15 protein-coding genes are annotated in these 14,699 nt (G+C 61.9%); 6 read left to right on the top strand and 9 right to left on the bottom strand.

Annotated elements, in window-relative coordinates; genetic code table 11:
- The first annotated feature begins 123 nt into the window (after positions 1-123).
- From J3P88_RS24005 to pdxH, 3 genes are all read left to right on the top strand, one after another.
- On the top strand, positions 124-1,269 hold the full coding sequence (locus J3P88_RS24005; protein ID WP_434571987.1) for a serine hydrolase domain-containing protein: 1,146 nt from the start codon (positions 124-126) through the stop codon (positions 1,267-1,269).
- Between the two features lie 117 nt (positions 1,270-1,386).
- On the top strand, positions 1,387-2,517 hold the full coding sequence (locus J3P88_RS24000) for an OmpA family protein (protein WP_434571985.1): 1,131 nt from the start codon (positions 1,387-1,389) through the stop codon (positions 2,515-2,517).
- 24 nt (positions 2,518-2,541) lie between these two features.
- Positions 2,542-3,189, top strand: coding sequence for a pyridoxamine 5'-phosphate oxidase (gene pdxH, locus J3P88_RS23995; RefSeq protein WP_003198446.1), 648 nt, complete (start codon positions 2,542-2,544; stop codon positions 3,187-3,189).
- Here pdxH and J3P88_RS23990 read toward each other — a convergent pair.
- Entirely contained in the window at positions 3,137-3,418 is a 282-nt protein-coding gene (locus tag J3P88_RS23990) for a hypothetical protein (protein ID WP_434571982.1), read from the bottom strand. The genes pdxH and J3P88_RS23990 overlap by 53 nt on opposite strands.
- Before the next feature lie 171 nt (positions 3,419-3,589).
- Between J3P88_RS23990 and J3P88_RS23985 the strand changes: the two genes are divergently transcribed.
- Positions 3,590-4,054 carry a glycine zipper 2TM domain-containing protein gene (locus tag J3P88_RS23985; protein ID WP_003184697.1) on the top strand — a complete coding sequence of 155 codons (465 nt, stop codon included), beginning with the start codon at positions 3,590-3,592 and terminating at the stop codon, positions 4,052-4,054.
- Positions 4,055-4,970: 916 nt separating this feature from the next.
- Here the strand turns inward: J3P88_RS23985 and nhaA are convergent.
- A complete protein-coding gene (nhaA, locus tag J3P88_RS23980) occupies positions 4,971-6,155 on the bottom strand; it encodes a Na+/H+ antiporter NhaA (protein ID WP_434571980.1) in 1,185 nt (394 codons plus the stop codon).
- A gap of 267 nt (positions 6,156-6,422) precedes the next feature.
- Here nhaA and J3P88_RS23975 point away from each other — a divergent pair, with 267 nt between their 5' ends.
- Positions 6,423-7,517 carry a PLP-dependent cysteine synthase family protein gene (locus J3P88_RS23975; RefSeq protein WP_186730435.1) on the top strand — a complete coding sequence of 365 codons (1,095 nt, stop codon included), beginning with the start codon at positions 6,423-6,425 and terminating at the stop codon, positions 7,515-7,517.
- A 168-nt stretch (positions 7,518-7,685) separates the two neighbouring features.
- On the opposite strand, the gene J3P88_RS23970 is transcribed toward J3P88_RS23975, so the two are convergent.
- The 3 genes from J3P88_RS23970 to J3P88_RS23960 all read right to left on the bottom strand — a co-directional run bounded on the left by J3P88_RS23970 (position 7,686) and on the right by J3P88_RS23960 (position 10,865).
- Complete coding sequence (locus J3P88_RS23970; protein WP_434571978.1) at positions 7,686-9,299, bottom strand: NAD(P)/FAD-dependent oxidoreductase; 1,614 nt, start codon at positions 9,297-9,299, stop codon at positions 7,686-7,688.
- A gap of 73 nt (positions 9,300-9,372) precedes the next feature.
- Positions 9,373-10,047, bottom strand: a complete 675-nt coding sequence (locus J3P88_RS23965) for a COG3650 family protein (protein ID WP_434571976.1) — start codon at positions 10,045-10,047, stop codon at positions 9,373-9,375.
- A gap of 218 nt (positions 10,048-10,265) precedes the next feature.
- On the bottom strand, positions 10,266-10,865 hold the full coding sequence (locus tag J3P88_RS23960) for a short chain dehydrogenase (RefSeq protein WP_186708452.1): 600 nt from the start codon (positions 10,863-10,865) through the stop codon (positions 10,266-10,268).
- A 104-nt stretch (positions 10,866-10,969) separates the two neighbouring features.
- On the opposite strand from J3P88_RS23960, the gene J3P88_RS23955 reads away from it, so the two are divergent.
- On the top strand, positions 10,970-11,884 hold the full coding sequence (locus tag J3P88_RS23955; protein WP_186708454.1) for a LysR family transcriptional regulator: 915 nt from the start codon (positions 10,970-10,972) through the stop codon (positions 11,882-11,884).
- 122 nt (positions 11,885-12,006) lie between these two features.
- Here the strand turns inward: J3P88_RS23955 and J3P88_RS23950 are convergent, their stop codons facing one another.
- The 4 genes from J3P88_RS23950 to J3P88_RS23935 are packed head-to-tail and all read right to left on the bottom strand — an operon-like array spanning position 12,007 to position 14,438.
- Complete coding sequence (locus tag J3P88_RS23950; RefSeq protein WP_434571974.1) at positions 12,007-12,486, bottom strand: DoxX family protein; 480 nt, start codon at positions 12,484-12,486, stop codon at positions 12,007-12,009.
- Entirely contained in the window at positions 12,483-13,241 is a 759-nt protein-coding gene (locus tag J3P88_RS23945; protein WP_434571972.1) for an HvfC/BufC N-terminal domain-containing protein, read from the bottom strand. The genes J3P88_RS23950 and J3P88_RS23945 overlap by 4 nt, the downstream gene beginning before the upstream one ends.
- Positions 13,238-14,107 (bottom strand): MNIO family bufferin maturase, encoded by an 870-nt coding sequence (gene bufB / locus J3P88_RS23940; protein ID WP_186708459.1) that lies wholly within the window; start codon positions 14,105-14,107, stop codon positions 13,238-13,240. The genes J3P88_RS23945 and bufB overlap by 4 nt, the downstream gene beginning before the upstream one ends.
- 25 nt (positions 14,108-14,132) lie before the next feature.
- Positions 14,133-14,438, bottom strand: a complete 306-nt coding sequence (locus J3P88_RS23935; RefSeq protein WP_207965960.1) for a BufA1 family periplasmic bufferin-type metallophore — start codon at positions 14,436-14,438, stop codon at positions 14,133-14,135.
- Between the last annotated feature and the right edge of the window lie 261 nt (positions 14,439-14,699).

Below are 14,699 nucleotides of genomic sequence, written 5' to 3'. Positions count from 1 at the left end.
CAAGCTCCCTCGCCACAAAGGCCAGAACCAGTCCGGTCAGCCGTCTTGCGGCGGTTCCCAAAAGCCTGAATGGCTGAAACAATGCCAGCCACCTTAAAAGTGTTTGTTTCAAGGGAGTTACGGGTGCAAATTCAAGGTCATTACGAGCTTCAGTTCGAAGCGGTGCGTGAAGCGTTCGCGGCATTGTTCGATGACCCCCAGGAGCGCGGCGCGGCGTTGTGCATCCAGGTGGGGGGGCGCACGGTCATCGACCTGTGGGCCGGTACCGCCGACAAGGATGGCCATGAAGCCTGGCACAGCGACACCATCGCTAACCTGTTCTCCTGCACCAAGACGTTCACCGCCGTCACCGCCTTGCAACTGGTGGCCGAAGGCAAGTTGCAACTGGACGCCCCGGTGGCCCGCTATTGGCCTGAGTTTGCGGCGGCGGGCAAAGCTGGCATTACCCTGCGCCAACTGCTCTGCCATCAGGCCGGACTTCCGGCGTTGCGTGAGCTGTTGCCGCCCGAAGCGCTGTATGACTGGCAAACCATGGTCGACGCCCTGGCGGCCGAAACGCCTTGGTGGACGCCGGGCGAGGGTCACGGTTATGCCGCGATCACTTACGGCTGGCTGGCGGGCGAGTTGTTGCGCCGGGCCGACGGGCGAGGCCCGGGGGAGTCCATCGTGGCCCGCGTCGCCAAGCCGTTGGGCCTGGATTTTCACGTGGGCCTGGCCGACGAGGAATTTTATCGCGTGGCCCACATCGCCCGTGGCAAAGGCAACGTCGGCGATGCGGCGGCCCAGCGCCTGTTGCAGGTGACGATGCGCGAGCCCACGGCCATGACCACCCGGGCTTTTATCAATCCGCCGTCGATCATGACCAGCACCAACAAACCGGAATGGCGGCGCATGCAGCAACCGGCGGCCAACGGCCACGGCAATGCCCGTAGCCTGGCTGGGTTCTACGCGGGACTGCTCGATGGCAGCCTGCTGGAAGGTGAAATGCTCGACGAACTGACTCGCCAGCACAGCCTCGGCGAGGATAAGACGTTGTTGACCCAGACCCGTTTCGGCCTGGGCTGCATGCTTGACCAGCCGGATGTGCCGAATGCGACCTACGGCCTCGGCCCACGGGCGTTCGGTCATCCGGGGGCAGGAGGCTCGATCGGGTTTGCCGATCCCGAACATGATGTCGCGTTCGGCTTCGTGACCAACACGCTTGGGCCTTACGTGTTGATGGACCCGCGCGCGCAGAACCTTGCGCGGGTGCTTGCCACTTGTCTATAAAACGCCATTGAAGGCCATGGACACAGGAACCTCGTGTCCTTTTCAGTTTCCAAGCGTCTGTTTATGCGGCCAAAACATGGCCTTGTTTTTTCATCTAGATCATTTTGTGGATATCCAATGTCATCGAATAAAACCCTCGCTCTGGCGCTGTGCTTCGCTATCACCGGTTGCGCACAAACCCCACAAAATGATGCCGAGGGCAGCAGTGGCTGGTGGCCGTTCGGTTCTTCCGACAAGGTAGCGGCCAAGGAAGCGGCGCCAGTGGCGCCCCTGAAGCCAGCCGCCGTCGCACCGCAAGCCAAGGCCGAGGGTGCCAGCCATTGGTGGTGGCCGTTCTCTTCCGAGGAAACCGCCGCAGACGCCGCCAAAAAAGCCGAAGCAAAAGCTGAAGCCAAGCCTGAGGCCAAGGCGCCAACAGCGGTTGCCAAGGCCGAAGCCGAAAGCAATGGCAAGTGGTGGTGGCCGTTCGGCGGCAAGGATCAGGAAACCGCCAAGGCGGTGCCGATGCCCGATCCGAAAGTTACCCAGGCCTGGCTCGACGACTACGAGCCGAAGCTGCGCACCGCCATCAAGGACAGCAAGCTCGAACTCGAGCGCCGCGACAACGTGCTGGTGGTCACCGCGCCCGTGGACGGCTCGTTCAACCCGGACCGCCCGGCCATGCTGTTGCCTGTGACGCTCGGCCCGTTCACCCGCGTGGCGAAGATCCTCGAGGCCGATCCGAAGACCGCCGTGCTGATTCTCGGCCATGCCGATACCTCGGGCGCCGCCCCGGCCAACCTCAAACTCAGCCAGGAGCGTGCCCAGTCCGTGGCGGCGATTTTCCGCCTCAGCGGCCTGCAACGCGATCGCCTGATGCTGCGCGGCATGGGCGCAGTGGCGCCACGTGCGGCCAACGATAGCGTCGAGGGTCGTGCCTTGAACCGTCGTGTGGAACTGCTGGTCACGCCCGCCAACACCATGGTTGCGCTGCTGAGCAAATACAACATGCCGGCGCCGGCCCCGGTGACCATGGTTGCCGCCCAGGATGTGAAGCCTGCTGCCCCGGCCCCTGCGCCTGCGGCTAAAAAAGCGGTGGCTTCGACCAAGAAAGCCTCGACCAAGAAAGCGCCGGCCAAAAAAGCCGCGACCAAGGCGCCTGCAAAAAAAGCCCCGGCCAAGCCCGCCACCCCGGCGAAGAAACCCCAACCGGCCAAAGCCGCCACCGATACCAAGAAAGTCGCGGCCGCCGAGACTCCGAAGCAGTGATGGGCTAACCATAAGGAATGCGCCATGACCCAACCGCTGGCTGATATGCGCCGCGACTACACCCGCGACGGCTTGACCGAGGCACAAGCCCCGGCCGAGCCGTTTGCATTGTTCCACCAATGGTTCGCCGACGCGGTGAAAACCGAACAGGCCCCGGTGGAGGCCAACGCCATGACCCTGGCGACGGTGGATGCAGAGGGGCGCCCGCATTGCCGGATCCTGCTGCTCAAGGGCCTGGATGCCCTGGGCTTTACGTTCTTCACCAACTACGACAGCGCCAAGGGCCAACAACTGGCCGCGAATCCATTCGCGGCCATGACGTTTTTCTGGCCGGCCCTGGAACGCCAGGTGCGCATCGAAGGCAAAGTGGTCAAGGTCACGGCGCAAGAGTCGGACGCCTATTACCAGGTTCGCCCGCTGGGCAGCCGTCTCGGCGCCTGGGCTTCACCCCAGAGCCGGGTGATTTCAGGGCGCGCGGAGTTGGACGATTTGCTCAAGGCCACCGAGCAACGTTTCAGTGACAGCCAACCCCATTGCCCGGAGCATTGGGGCGGTTACCGCTTGCTGCCCGAGCGCATCGAGTTCTGGCAGGGCCGCCCAAGCCGCCTGCATGATCGCCTCAACTACCGCCTGCAAGGGGCGAACTGGACTCGCGAGCGCCTGGCGCCTTAGGCGGATAATCTGCCGCAGCGGTTTGCAACCATTGCGGCAGGTCCCTGCGCTTGATGCCTTGCTCTCGGGCGCGGGTCAATTGTTGCAGCATGTAGGTCTTTTTCTGCTCATCCTGCCCCGCCAACGACAGTGCCAGGTCGCGGTCCATCCAGCGTTTGATCCGCACGTACAGCCACCCGTGGAAGTACAGGCCGGCCACGGTGGTGACGACGATAATGAAATAGTCCATGAAAAAATCCCTGGGTTGATGACGCAGGTTTCGTAAATTGGCGCTACTGTTTGGTGAATTTTTCCGGTGCGCCTGTATCCCACCTGAATGAAAACAATTTTATCCCGGCAAGGCCGTGACAGGCGTCAAGCTGGGGAGTTTAATGAATCCCTGTCTTTTGGAGTTGATGCTATGCGTAAGTCTGTTTTGCTGGTTGCTTCCTTTTCCACGATGGCGATGTTGCTCACTGGCTGTCAGTCGAGCCTGACCGGTGACTCCTACTCCCGTGACGAAGCGCGTCGCGTGCAGACGATTCGCATGGGGACCATCGAATCCCTGCGTCCGGTCAAGATCGAAGGCACCAAGACCCCGATCGGCGGTGCGGCGGGTGCCGTGGTCGGTGGTGTGGGCGGCAGCGCCATCGGTGGTGGCCGTGGCAGCATCGTCGCTGCTGTGATCGGTGCGGTGGCCGGTGGCCTGATCGGTTCCGCCACTGAAGAAGGCCTGACCCGTACCCAGGGTGTGGAAATCACTGTGCGTGAAGATGACGGCAGTATGCGTGCCTATGTGCAGCAGGTTCAGGAGAACGAGGTGTTCCGTGTGGGTGAGCGGGTTCGTATTTCCACTGTGGATGGCACGAGTCGCGTATCGCACTAAGCTGGAATCAGGTCAGAAAAACGGCGCTTGTTCCTGGGAGGGAAAGCGCCGTTTTTTTATGGATTTTGTTTCGGGTTGCGGGGTGTATATCCGTTGCTGCGGTAACGGCGGCTTAGGGTTCAGCTCTTACGGCGGGTCACTTTTTTCAGACGCCACGAAGGCAGCGTGGTTAACGGGGCGCCCCAGATCAAAATCAAAAGCCGAGCGAGGCGGCCTTATAGCCGACCTGGTTCTGGGTGGAACCGCATTTCTTCTGCGGGCTTGCTCGCGAAGGCGGTGTGTCAGTTTGCAGTGATGTTGGATGTGCCGGCGTCATCGCGAGCAGGCTCGCTCCCACAGGTGATCCAGGTGCCCATGAGTCTTGAGTTTGCTGCAGGCCTATTGTGGGAGCGAGCCTGCTCGCGAAGGCGATGTCACAGTCGATGAAGATGTTGGATGGGCTGGCCTCTTCGCGAGCAAGCCCGCTCCCACAGGTTTTGCGGTGTGTATGGGTTTTGTGTCTGCTGTAGATCCAATGTGGGAGCGAGCCTGCTCGCGATAGCGGTGGCTCAGCCGCATAGATGCCGGCATGTGCCCCGCTTTGCTCTTGCTCTTGCTCTTGCTTTGGATCTTGATCTTGATCTGGGCGCCCCGTTAAACCACGCTGGCCGAACGCAGGCATTGCGCAGTGGGCAACCCGGCATGGATGCCGGGATAGCCGCGCTGGGCCATGGATGGCCCTTCGCGGCGGCCCACGGAGCAATGCCGGAGTGAGGGCACACCGAGCCTAGGCGAGGTGCCGAGTGGTGGGGCAAAGCGTTTTTGGTTACTTTTGGCGCTCTTCCAAAAGTGACCCGCTGTAAGAGCGGAACCGCCAGTGGCCGTTACCGCAGCAACGGATATTCACACCGTCCAGAATGGCTTTAAAAAAGCTAGATCAGCTTGGCAATGCAGGCTTACGACTGGCCGCCGCCGTCACCGCATACCCCAACAACGCCGCCAATATCGAACCCGTAAGAATCCCCATCCGATCCATGCCGGCGTAGTCACTCACACCCGGCTCGAACGCGAGGGAGCCAACGAACAGGCTCATGGTAAAGCCGATCCCGCAAAGGATCGCCACCCCCAGGATCTGCCCCCAATTGGCCCCGGCGGGCAGGCTGGCGATGCCGATTTTAACCGCCAGCCAGGTCAGGCCGAAGACGCCGACGGTCTTGCCCAGCAACAGGCCGATGGCAATCCCCATCGGTACGTGATGGGTGAAGCTCTCGACGGTGACGCCGTTCAGGGACAGGCCAGCATTGGCGAAAGCGAACAGCGGCAGGATGCCGTAGGCCACCCAGGGATGCAGGGCATGTTCCAGGGTCAGCAGCGGCGAGGTCTCGGCGTTTTTCGTGCGCAGCGGGATGCAGAACGCCAGGGTCACCCCGGCAAGCGTGGCATGGACACCGCTCTTGAGCACGCAGATCCAGAGGATCAGGCCCACGACCATGTAGGGCCCGAGCTTGACCACCCCCATCCGGTTCATCGCCACCAGCGCGGCGATGCAGGCGGCCGCCAGCATGAGCGACAAGGTGGAAAGGGCGCCGGAGTAGAAGATGGCGATGATGATAATGGCGCCCAGGTCGTCGATGATCGCCAGGGTCATCAGGAACAGCTTGAGCGACACCGGCACCCGCTTGCCGAGCAAGGCCAGTACACCGAGGGCGAACGCGATGTCGGTGGCGGTGGGAATCGCCCAGCCAGCGAGAGCGGGAGGATTGTCGCGGTTGAGAAACCAATAGATCAGGGCGGGCACCACCATACCGCCAATCGCCGCCGCCCCTGGCAGGACGATTTGCGAAGGTTTCGACAACTGCCCATCGAGGACCTCACGCTTGACCTCGAGACCGATGAGCAGGAAGAACATCGCCATCAGGCCGTCGTTGATCCACAGCAGCAAGGGTTTGGCGATCTTCAGCGCGCCGACTTGGGCGACCACCGGTGTGTCGAGCAGGCCGTTGTACAGCCAGGACAGCGGCGAATTGTTGATGACCAGGGCCAGCACGGCGGCAGCGATCAGCAGCAGGCCGCTGGCAGCCTCCAGTTGAAAAAAACGTGTCAGAGAATTGCGTAGAGCCACGATCGCTCTCCATTCATTGAATCAAAAAGATGGCACACCCTAACCCGTACTGTTAGTTGTTAAAACAAAAGTTATATTCTTTTTTGTTATATGTCGTTACAAGGCCTGCGCCACGCAGTCGGCAGTTACGGGCCATATTGGACCTTAGCTGTACCTGTGCGCGATGTCGGTTTTTTCCTAAGCTGGCGTCTGGTTTTTCCGAACGCCAGCCCTTGCCTGCACGACCGCGTGATTTCCCCGCGTCGAACCGATCAGTGAGAAAACACCATGAACGACCATCGCCAGTGGGCCCGCGAAGCGATCCGCATCATTGAGGCTGACTTCCAGCGCAGCGCCGATACCCACCTGATTCCGCTGCCGCTGCCTGGCCTGCCGGGCATCGAACTGTATTTCAAGGACGAGTCCAGCCATCCCACCGGCAGCCTCAAGCATCGGCTGGCGCGCTCGCTGTTTCTCTATGCGTTGTGTAACGGCTGGCTCAAGCCCGGTGCGCCAGTGATCGAGGCCTCCAGCGGCTCGACGGCGATTTCCGAGGCTTACTTCGCCAGGTTGCTGGGCCTGCCGTTCATTGCGGTGATGCCGGCGACCACCTCCAAGGAAAAAATCGCACAGATTGCGTTCTATGGCGGCCAGAGCCACCTGGTGGACGACCCTACGCAGATCTACGCCGAATCCGAACGCTTGGCCCGCGAGCATGATGGGCACTTCATCGACCAGTTCACCTACGCCGAGCGCGCCACGGACTGGCGGGCCAATAACAACATTGCCGAATCGATCTTCCAGCAGATGCGCTTCGAGCGGCATCCGGAGCCCGCTTGGCTGATTTCCAGCCCTGGCACAGGCGGCACCACGGCGACCCTGGGACGGTATGTCCGTTACCGCCAGCACGGCACCCGCGTGTTATGCGCCGACGCCGAGCGTTCCGTGTTCTTCGACTACTACCGCAGTGGCGACGCGAGCCTGCGCCTGGACTGCGGTTCACGCATCGAGGGCATCGGCCGGCCGCGGGTCGAGGCGTCGTTCCTGCCGAAAGTCATCGATGCGATGGTCAAGGTTCCGGATGCCTTGTCACTGGCGGCCATGCACTACCTGGCCGAGCGCTTGGGACGACGGGTCGGTGGGTCCAGCGGCACCAACCTGATCGGCGCACTCATGGCGGCCCGGCAGATGGCAGATGCCGGGGAGTCGGGATCGATCGTGGCGATCTTGTGTGACGGCGGCGAGCGCTACGCCACGACCTATTACGACCCGGCGTGGCTCAAGGCCCAGGGCTATGAGTTGAATGGGCTGATGGACATCGTGGCGGCGAGTGTGGAGCGGGGCGAGGCACTGCCGGAGAGTGTGTTGCGGGCGAATATCTGATCCCGAGACACTGACGTCTTGTGGGAGCGGGCTTGCTCGCGAAGGCGGTGGGTCAGTCAACTTATCGGTGAAGGGTGTATCGCATTCGCGAGCAAGCCCGCTCCCACAGGGTAATGCTGTTACTCAGGACTTTAAGTGAACAGCATCACTTCCATAAGCAGACCTCTGTCAGCCCTCGAGCCCCAGCATATCCCGCGCCACCGCCTCGGCAATCCGAATCCCGTCCACCCCCGCCGACAGGATCCCGCCCGCGTAGCCGGCGCCTTCACCCGCCGGGAACAGGCCCTTGACGTTCAGGCTCTGCAGCGACTCGTTGCGGGTGATGCGCAGGGGCGATGAGGTGCGGGTTTCGATGCCGGTCAGCACGGCGTCATGCAGCGAGTAGCCGCGGATCTGTTTCTCGAACGCCGGCAGGGCCTCGCGGATAGCTTCGATGGCGAAATCCGGCAGGGCCAAGGCCAAGTCACCGAGGGACACCCCTGGCTTGTAGGAAGGTTCGACGCTGCCCAGGGCCGTAGACGGCTTGCCGGCGATGAAGTCGCCCACCAGTTGCGCCGGAGCCTCGTAGTTGCTGCCGCCGAGCACGAACGCATGGGATTCCAGGCGTTCCTGCAATTCAATCCCGGCCAGTGGGCCACCTGGATAATCCACTTCCGGGGTGATGCCGACGACGATGCCGGAATTGGCGTTGCGCTCATTGCGCGAGTACTGGCTCATGCCGTTGGTCACGACGCGGTTCGGCTCGGACGTCGCCGCCACCACGGTGCCGCCCGGGCACATGCAGAAGCTGTACACCGAACGACCATTCTTGGCGTGGTGCACCAGCTTGTAATCGGCGGCGCCGAGTTTCGGATGGCCGGCGTATTTGCCCAGGCGCGCACTGTCGATCAGCGATTGCGGGTGTTCGATACGGAAACCCACCGAGAACGGCTTGGCTTCCATGTACACGCCCCGACCGTGGAGCATGCGGAACGTGTCCCGGGCGCTGTGGCCCAAGGCCAGGATTACGTGTTTCGAATGAATCTGCTCACCGCTGGCCAGCTCGACGCCAACCAGTTGACCGTCTTCGATCAAAACGTCGGTGACCCGCTGCCCGAAGCGCACTTCACCGCCCAGGGCGCGAATCTGCTCACGCATGGTTTCCACCACGCCTGTCAGGCGGAAGGTGCCGATGTGCGGTTTGCTGACGTAGAGGATTTCTTCCGGTGCACCGGCCTTGACGAATTCGTGCAGGACCTTGCGACCGAGGAATTTCGGATCCTTGATCTGGCTGTAGAGCTTGCCGTCGGAAAACGTCCCCGCGCCACCTTCACCGAACTGCACGTTGGATTCGGGGTTGAGCACGCTTTTGCGCCACAGGCCCCAGGTGTCCTTGGTGCGCTGGCGCACTTCCGGGCCACGCTCGAGGATGATCGGCTTGAAACCCATCTGTGCCAGCAACAGGGCGGCGAAGATCCCGCACGGGCCGAAGCCGACTACGATCGGCCGTTCGCTCAGGTCGGTCGGCGCCTGGCCCACCACTTTGTAACTGACATCCGGCGCTTCGTTGACGTTACGGTCATCGGCGAACTTGCGCAGCAGGCTGGCTTCATCGCGCACCGTCAGGTCGACGGTGTAGATGAAGCACAGTTCCGAGGATTTCTTGCGCGCGTCGTAGCTGCGCTTGAACAAGGTGAAGTCGAGCAGGTCATCGCTGGCGATGCCCAGGCGTTGCAGGATGGCAGGGCGCAGGTCGTCTTCGGGGTGATCGATTGGCAGCTTGAGTTCGGTGATTCGTAACATGGCGGGGTCCGGTTCGCGGGATGCACAACTGCACCAGGGCGTGAACCGGCGATTATAAGCCAAAAGCGGTGAATCAGTCGTCGCGCGCGCCACCGAAGTAGGCGCAGCCGCGCTGGACTTGGCCGTTGACCCGCAACTCGGCGCTCATGTGCTGCACGCTGCCAGTGGCGCTGTCGACACAGCGTGCCGGTGTCACCCAGAGTTCGACTTTCTCGCCGTTGGCTTCGGTGCCGAGGTTGAAGCGGCCATCGCCCAATTGCTCTTCGACATAAGGCACTGCCAGTGGCGGCTGACCTACGCGATCCAGTACCAGGCCCTTGCCGCTGGCCGTGAGGGTCCATTCCGGACTGTGGCCCGTTGCGCGCAGAATCATGCGTTTGAAGTCAGCGTTGTCGCATGTGGTCCCCGACGGTTCCAGGCGATAGAGCTGCTCGACGTCCAACTGGCTGTCGGTACCGGCCGCCGCGCTGGAAACGATGCGACCGCGTACGTCGGCAAACAATTTGCCGTGATCGTCGGCCAAGGATGCAGCTTGTTGCAGGACGCTGGTGCCGCCGGCGTCGTTGACGATGTAGCGGCGTTGTTCCTGGCACGGCTGGATGACCAGTTTGCCATCGGCCGCCGTGAGTTCGCCCTGCAGGCGCACCTGGCCGGCGTGGGAGGCGCTCTGACGAGGGGCGTCGAGCAATTGGCAGCCGGTGAACAGCGGCAGGAGGGCGACAAACAGCAGGGAGCGGGCGGCACGCATCTTTGGGTCTCCAGACAAGTGTCGCCACGTTACTCAGACTGATCCCACATCACAACCCATAGGAGCGGTGTAGGAGCGGTGTGGAGCTGTGTAGGAGCTGTCGAGTGCAACGAGGCTGCGGTCTTTCCCCCTGACAATTGAGTCTTGAATGAAAGACCAAAGATCAAAAGATCAAAAGATCGCAGCCTTCGGCAGCCCCTACACGGGTAGGTGATCGGTCAACCCACGTGAAACGTCTGACCGGTTTGCAGGCCTTCGACGCTCTTGGCGTAGGCCAATGCCACGTCCACTGCGGGTACGGGCTTGAAGCCGCGGAAATAAGGCGCGTATTTGTCCATGGCTTCCAGTAGCACGTTCGGGCTCACCGAGTTGACCCGCAGGCCCCGTGGCAACTCGATTGCCGCGGCGCGCACGAAACTGTCCAGGGCGCCATTGACCAGGGCCGCCGACGCGCCGCTCTTGATCGGATCGTGGCTGAGCACGCCAGTGGTGAAGGTGAAGGATGCGCCGTCGTTGGCGAATTCGCGGCCGATCAGCAGCAGGTTGACCTGGCCCATCAGTTTGTCTTTCAAGCCCAGGGCAAAGCTGTCTTCGGTCATCTCGGCCAGGGGCGCAAAGGTGACGTTGCCGGCGGCGCAGACCAAGGCATCGAAACGGCCGGTCTTCTCGAACAGGGCGCGAATCGAGGCGCTGTCGCTGATATCCACTTGCAATTCACCGCTGTGACGGCCGATCCGAACGATGTCGTGGCGGGGCGACAGTTCGTTATCGATGGCCGAACCGATGGTGCCGTTGGCGCCGATCAACAGGATTTTCATGAGCTGTTCCTCAATGGGCTGAATGAGTTTTCAGTCTAGAGGGGTTCTTTCCATTGATAATCATGCTAATAGGCAACCTTTGGTTTTCATTTGGAAACAATCCAATGAGCGAAATGGATGACCTGGCGGCATTTGCCGTGTTGATGGAGGCCGGCAGTTTTACCTTGGCGGCCCAGCAGTTGGGGTGCAGCAAGGGTCAGTTGTCCAAGCGCATCAGCTTGTTGGAGAAGCGCTTTTCAGTGGTGTTGCTGCAACGCACCACTCGACGCTTGAGCCTCACGGCGGCAGGGGCGGCGTTGTTGCCCCAGGCCCAGGCATTGTTGGTGCAAGTAGAAAGGGCGCGTCAGGCATTGGCGCGGTTGAAGGATGACATCTCCGGGCCGGTGCGTATGACGGTGCCGGTTTCGTTGGGCGAAACGTTCTTCGAGGGTTTGTTGACGGAGTTCGCTCGCACCTATCCCGACGTGCAGATCGAACTGGAGCTCAACAACGGCTACCGTGACTTGAGCCGCGATGGCTTCGACCTGGCGATCCGTTCCGACGCTGCCATCGATGAACGGCTGGTCGCCCGGCCAGTGCTGGCGTGGCACGAAATGACCTGCGCCAGCCCGGCCTACCTTGAGCGTTACGGCGCACCTGAGACGCCCCAGGCCCTGGCCGAGCACCGCTGCTTGCTCAACAGCCACTACAGCGGTCGGGAAGAATGGCTTTACCACCAGCAGCACGAACTGCTGCGGGTCCGCGTCTCAGGGCCGTTTGCCAGCAATCACTACAGCCTGCTGAAAAAAGCCGCCCTGGCCGGCGCCGGAATCGCCCGGCTGCCGTCGTACCTGCTGCATGAAGAGTTGGCTGACGGACGCCTGCATTGGCTGCTGCGCGATTACCAGACCCGGCGCATGCCGATGTACCTGGTGCACCCGTACCAGGGCGGCCTGCCCAAGCGCACCCAGGTGCTGGCTGATTATTTGATCGATTGGTTCAAGCGCAGCGGCGAGGCGTTGGATCGACTGCAGCGATAGTCCAGCCATTGGAGATTTTTTGTGGGAACGGGCTTGCTCGCGAAGACGGTGGTACATCCAGCATTTATGCAAACTGACCCACCGCCTTCGCGAGCAAGCCCGCTCCCACAGGGGATCTGTGTTCAGGCGTGGGCGTAGCGCTTGGCAATCAGGTGGTCGATCGACAGCAGCCCCGGCCCACGGGCCATCAGGTAGAGCAAGACCGCCGCCCAGGTGCCATGGGTCGGGTAGGCGTCCGGGTAGACGAACAGCTGGATGGTCACGGTCATGCCGAGCAAGGCCAGCGCCGAAAAGCGTGTCGCCAGGCCAAGCAGGATCAGCACCGGGAACACATGCTCGGCTGAGGCCGCCAGGTACGCGGCCAGTTCCGGCGACAGCAGCGGCAGGGCGTATTCGCTTTTGAACAGGGGAATGGTCGAGTCCGCCAGGTGCGGCAGGCCGATCTGGAAGGTGCCATCGAGCAGGTCGATGGCCAGGCCTTCGATTTTGGTCTGGCCGGATTTCCAGAACACCGCGGCAATTGAGAAACGTGCAACGAAGGCGATCAGGCTGTGGGGAATTTTCTCCAGCCATTGAATGAAACCGGCAATCAGGGTGTTCATGGAGATACCTGTTCGGCGAGGAGGTGAGTGATGGCCTGGTGACGGATGAGGCCCGCCAGGGTGTGTTCCAGGTCGAGGTCGTTTGTGGCTTCAATGGCTGCAATCAGGGACACCCCCTGTTGCAGGGCCGTGATAAAGCCATGGGCAGCGTGACTGATCGCAAACACCTTCACGTCCAGGCCGTTGCGCAGCACCAAGGCGTTTTGCGCGGGGAAAGCTTCGAACGGCACCGGCGTCTGGTGCTGATGGGCGGCCCAGATCGTCACCACGGCGAAGGGCGATTGCAGCAGGCGCAGTGACGGGTGAAGCCCAATCTTCAGGTGTCCCGCCAGCGTGGGGGACGACAGCGCCTTTACAATTTGTTCTTGCGCCATGGGCTCGGCGTCGGCGGCATGCCAGGCTTGTAGATGCAGTCGCTCCAGGCGAGCGACGTCTGTCAGGTACGGCACGCTGGCGGCGGGTTCGAAGTGTTTGATGAACTCGGCAAAATCGTCCCCGTAGTCGCTCATCACCGGGCTTCGCGGCGCTGTCGATTGGACGTAGACCCCGGCCATGGCCCGAAAGAATTCCTCACCCACCAGATGCACCACCACCGGATAGTTGTCGGCCAGGGCGTTGATCAATGAACCGAGCACGTTATTGCGGTACACCGCGAAACGGCTTTCCGGGGCCGCGCCGTTGGCGCTGACCAAGCCGGGCGGACACGCTTTGCGCGGGTCGAGCAGGGCGGCGGTGAAGGCGTGCTGGTTGCTCATGACCGCGCTCCTGCGGCGCTCAACAGCCGATCGGCCTGGCGCGCTTCGGCCAGCAGCACCTCCCACGCAGGCACGTGGTTGTCGCGCTCGATCAAGGTGGCGACCGGCCCGATCCGCTCCAGCACCTTGAGATACAGTTGCCAGACGGCGTGGTCGACGGGGGCGCCGTGATCGTCTATCAGCAGGCGCTCGCCGAGGCTGTCGGTGTCTTCGGCAAAGCCGGCCAGGTGAATTTCGCCGGTCGCGTGCAAGGGCAGGGCACCGAGGTAGGCCAAGGGATCGCGGCAGTGGTTGATGCACGAAACGTAGACGTTGTTCACATCCAGCAGCAGGCCGCAGCCAGTACGGCGGATCACTTCGCTGATGAAGTGTGGCTCGTCGAGGGTCGAGGCTTCGAAGGCCAGGTAGGTGGCCGGGTTTTCCAGCAACAGCACGCGTTTGAGGCTGCTCTGGACCTGATCGATGTGCTGGCAGACGCGGTCGAGGGTTGCTTCGTCGTAGGCCAGGGGGAGCAGGTCATTGAGGAAAACCGGGCCGTGGCTGGACCAGGCCAGGTGTTCGGAAAAAGACTGGGGCTGATAGCGTTCGATCAATGCGGCCAGGCGCTGCAGATGCGCAACATCCAGCGGCCCTTCCCCACCGATCGACAGGCCGACACCGTGCAATGACAGCGGGTACTGCTCGCGTATCCGCCCCAGGAAGTGATGAAGCGGCCCGCCCGCCACCATGTAGTTTTCCGCGTGCACTTCGAAAAAGCCCAGATCCGGTCGGGTCTGGAGCACTTCACGAAAATGCTCGCTCTTGAGCCCCAGCCCCGCCTTGGGCGGCAACCGGCTATCAAGGGCGGGGGAAGGGGTCTTCAACATGGTGACGGGCCTCAGACAGATGCGATCAGGATTTGGCTTTGAACGCTTCGAGCTGGCCGAAACCGGTCGGGGAAGTTTTGCTTTCCATGGTGGTGCAAGTGCCTTTTGGCACCGATTTCCAGGCGTTGCCCTGGTAGTCCATTTTTGCCGTACCTGCGCAGGTGGTGCCGGCGCCGGCGGCGCAATCGTTCTTGCCTTTTAGGGCAACGCCGAAGCATTTTTCCATGCTGTCGTCAGCAGCGTGGACGGTCGAGACGGCTGTCATGCTCAGGGCAGAACCCAGGGCCAGGACCAGGGCGGCGGCGGACAGGGTGCGGGTCGAAGCAGTCATGGTGATTCTCCAGTCTTCAGGGAAATGAACCGGCGTTAGTGCCGGTCTACTGAACTAGAGGAGGGAGAGGGGAAAGCGTTACAGCGTCTGCAGATTTTTTTCGGTTTTCCCCAAACCCGTGGCGAGGGAGCTTGCTCCCGCTGGGCCGCGCAGCGGCCCCAAGGTGTTGCGGTCGCTGCGCAACCGAGCGGGAGCAAGCTCCCTCGCCACAAAGGCAATCATTTTACGAAGGGCAAAAAAAACGGCCCGAAGGCCGTTTTT

The organism is Pseudomonas sp. Z3-6, assembly GCF_051131985.1.
GTDB classification, from domain to species: domain Bacteria; phylum Pseudomonadota; class Gammaproteobacteria; order Pseudomonadales; family Pseudomonadaceae; genus Aquipseudomonas; species Aquipseudomonas zanjanensis.
This window is presented reverse-complemented; position numbering and strand designations above follow the sequence as displayed.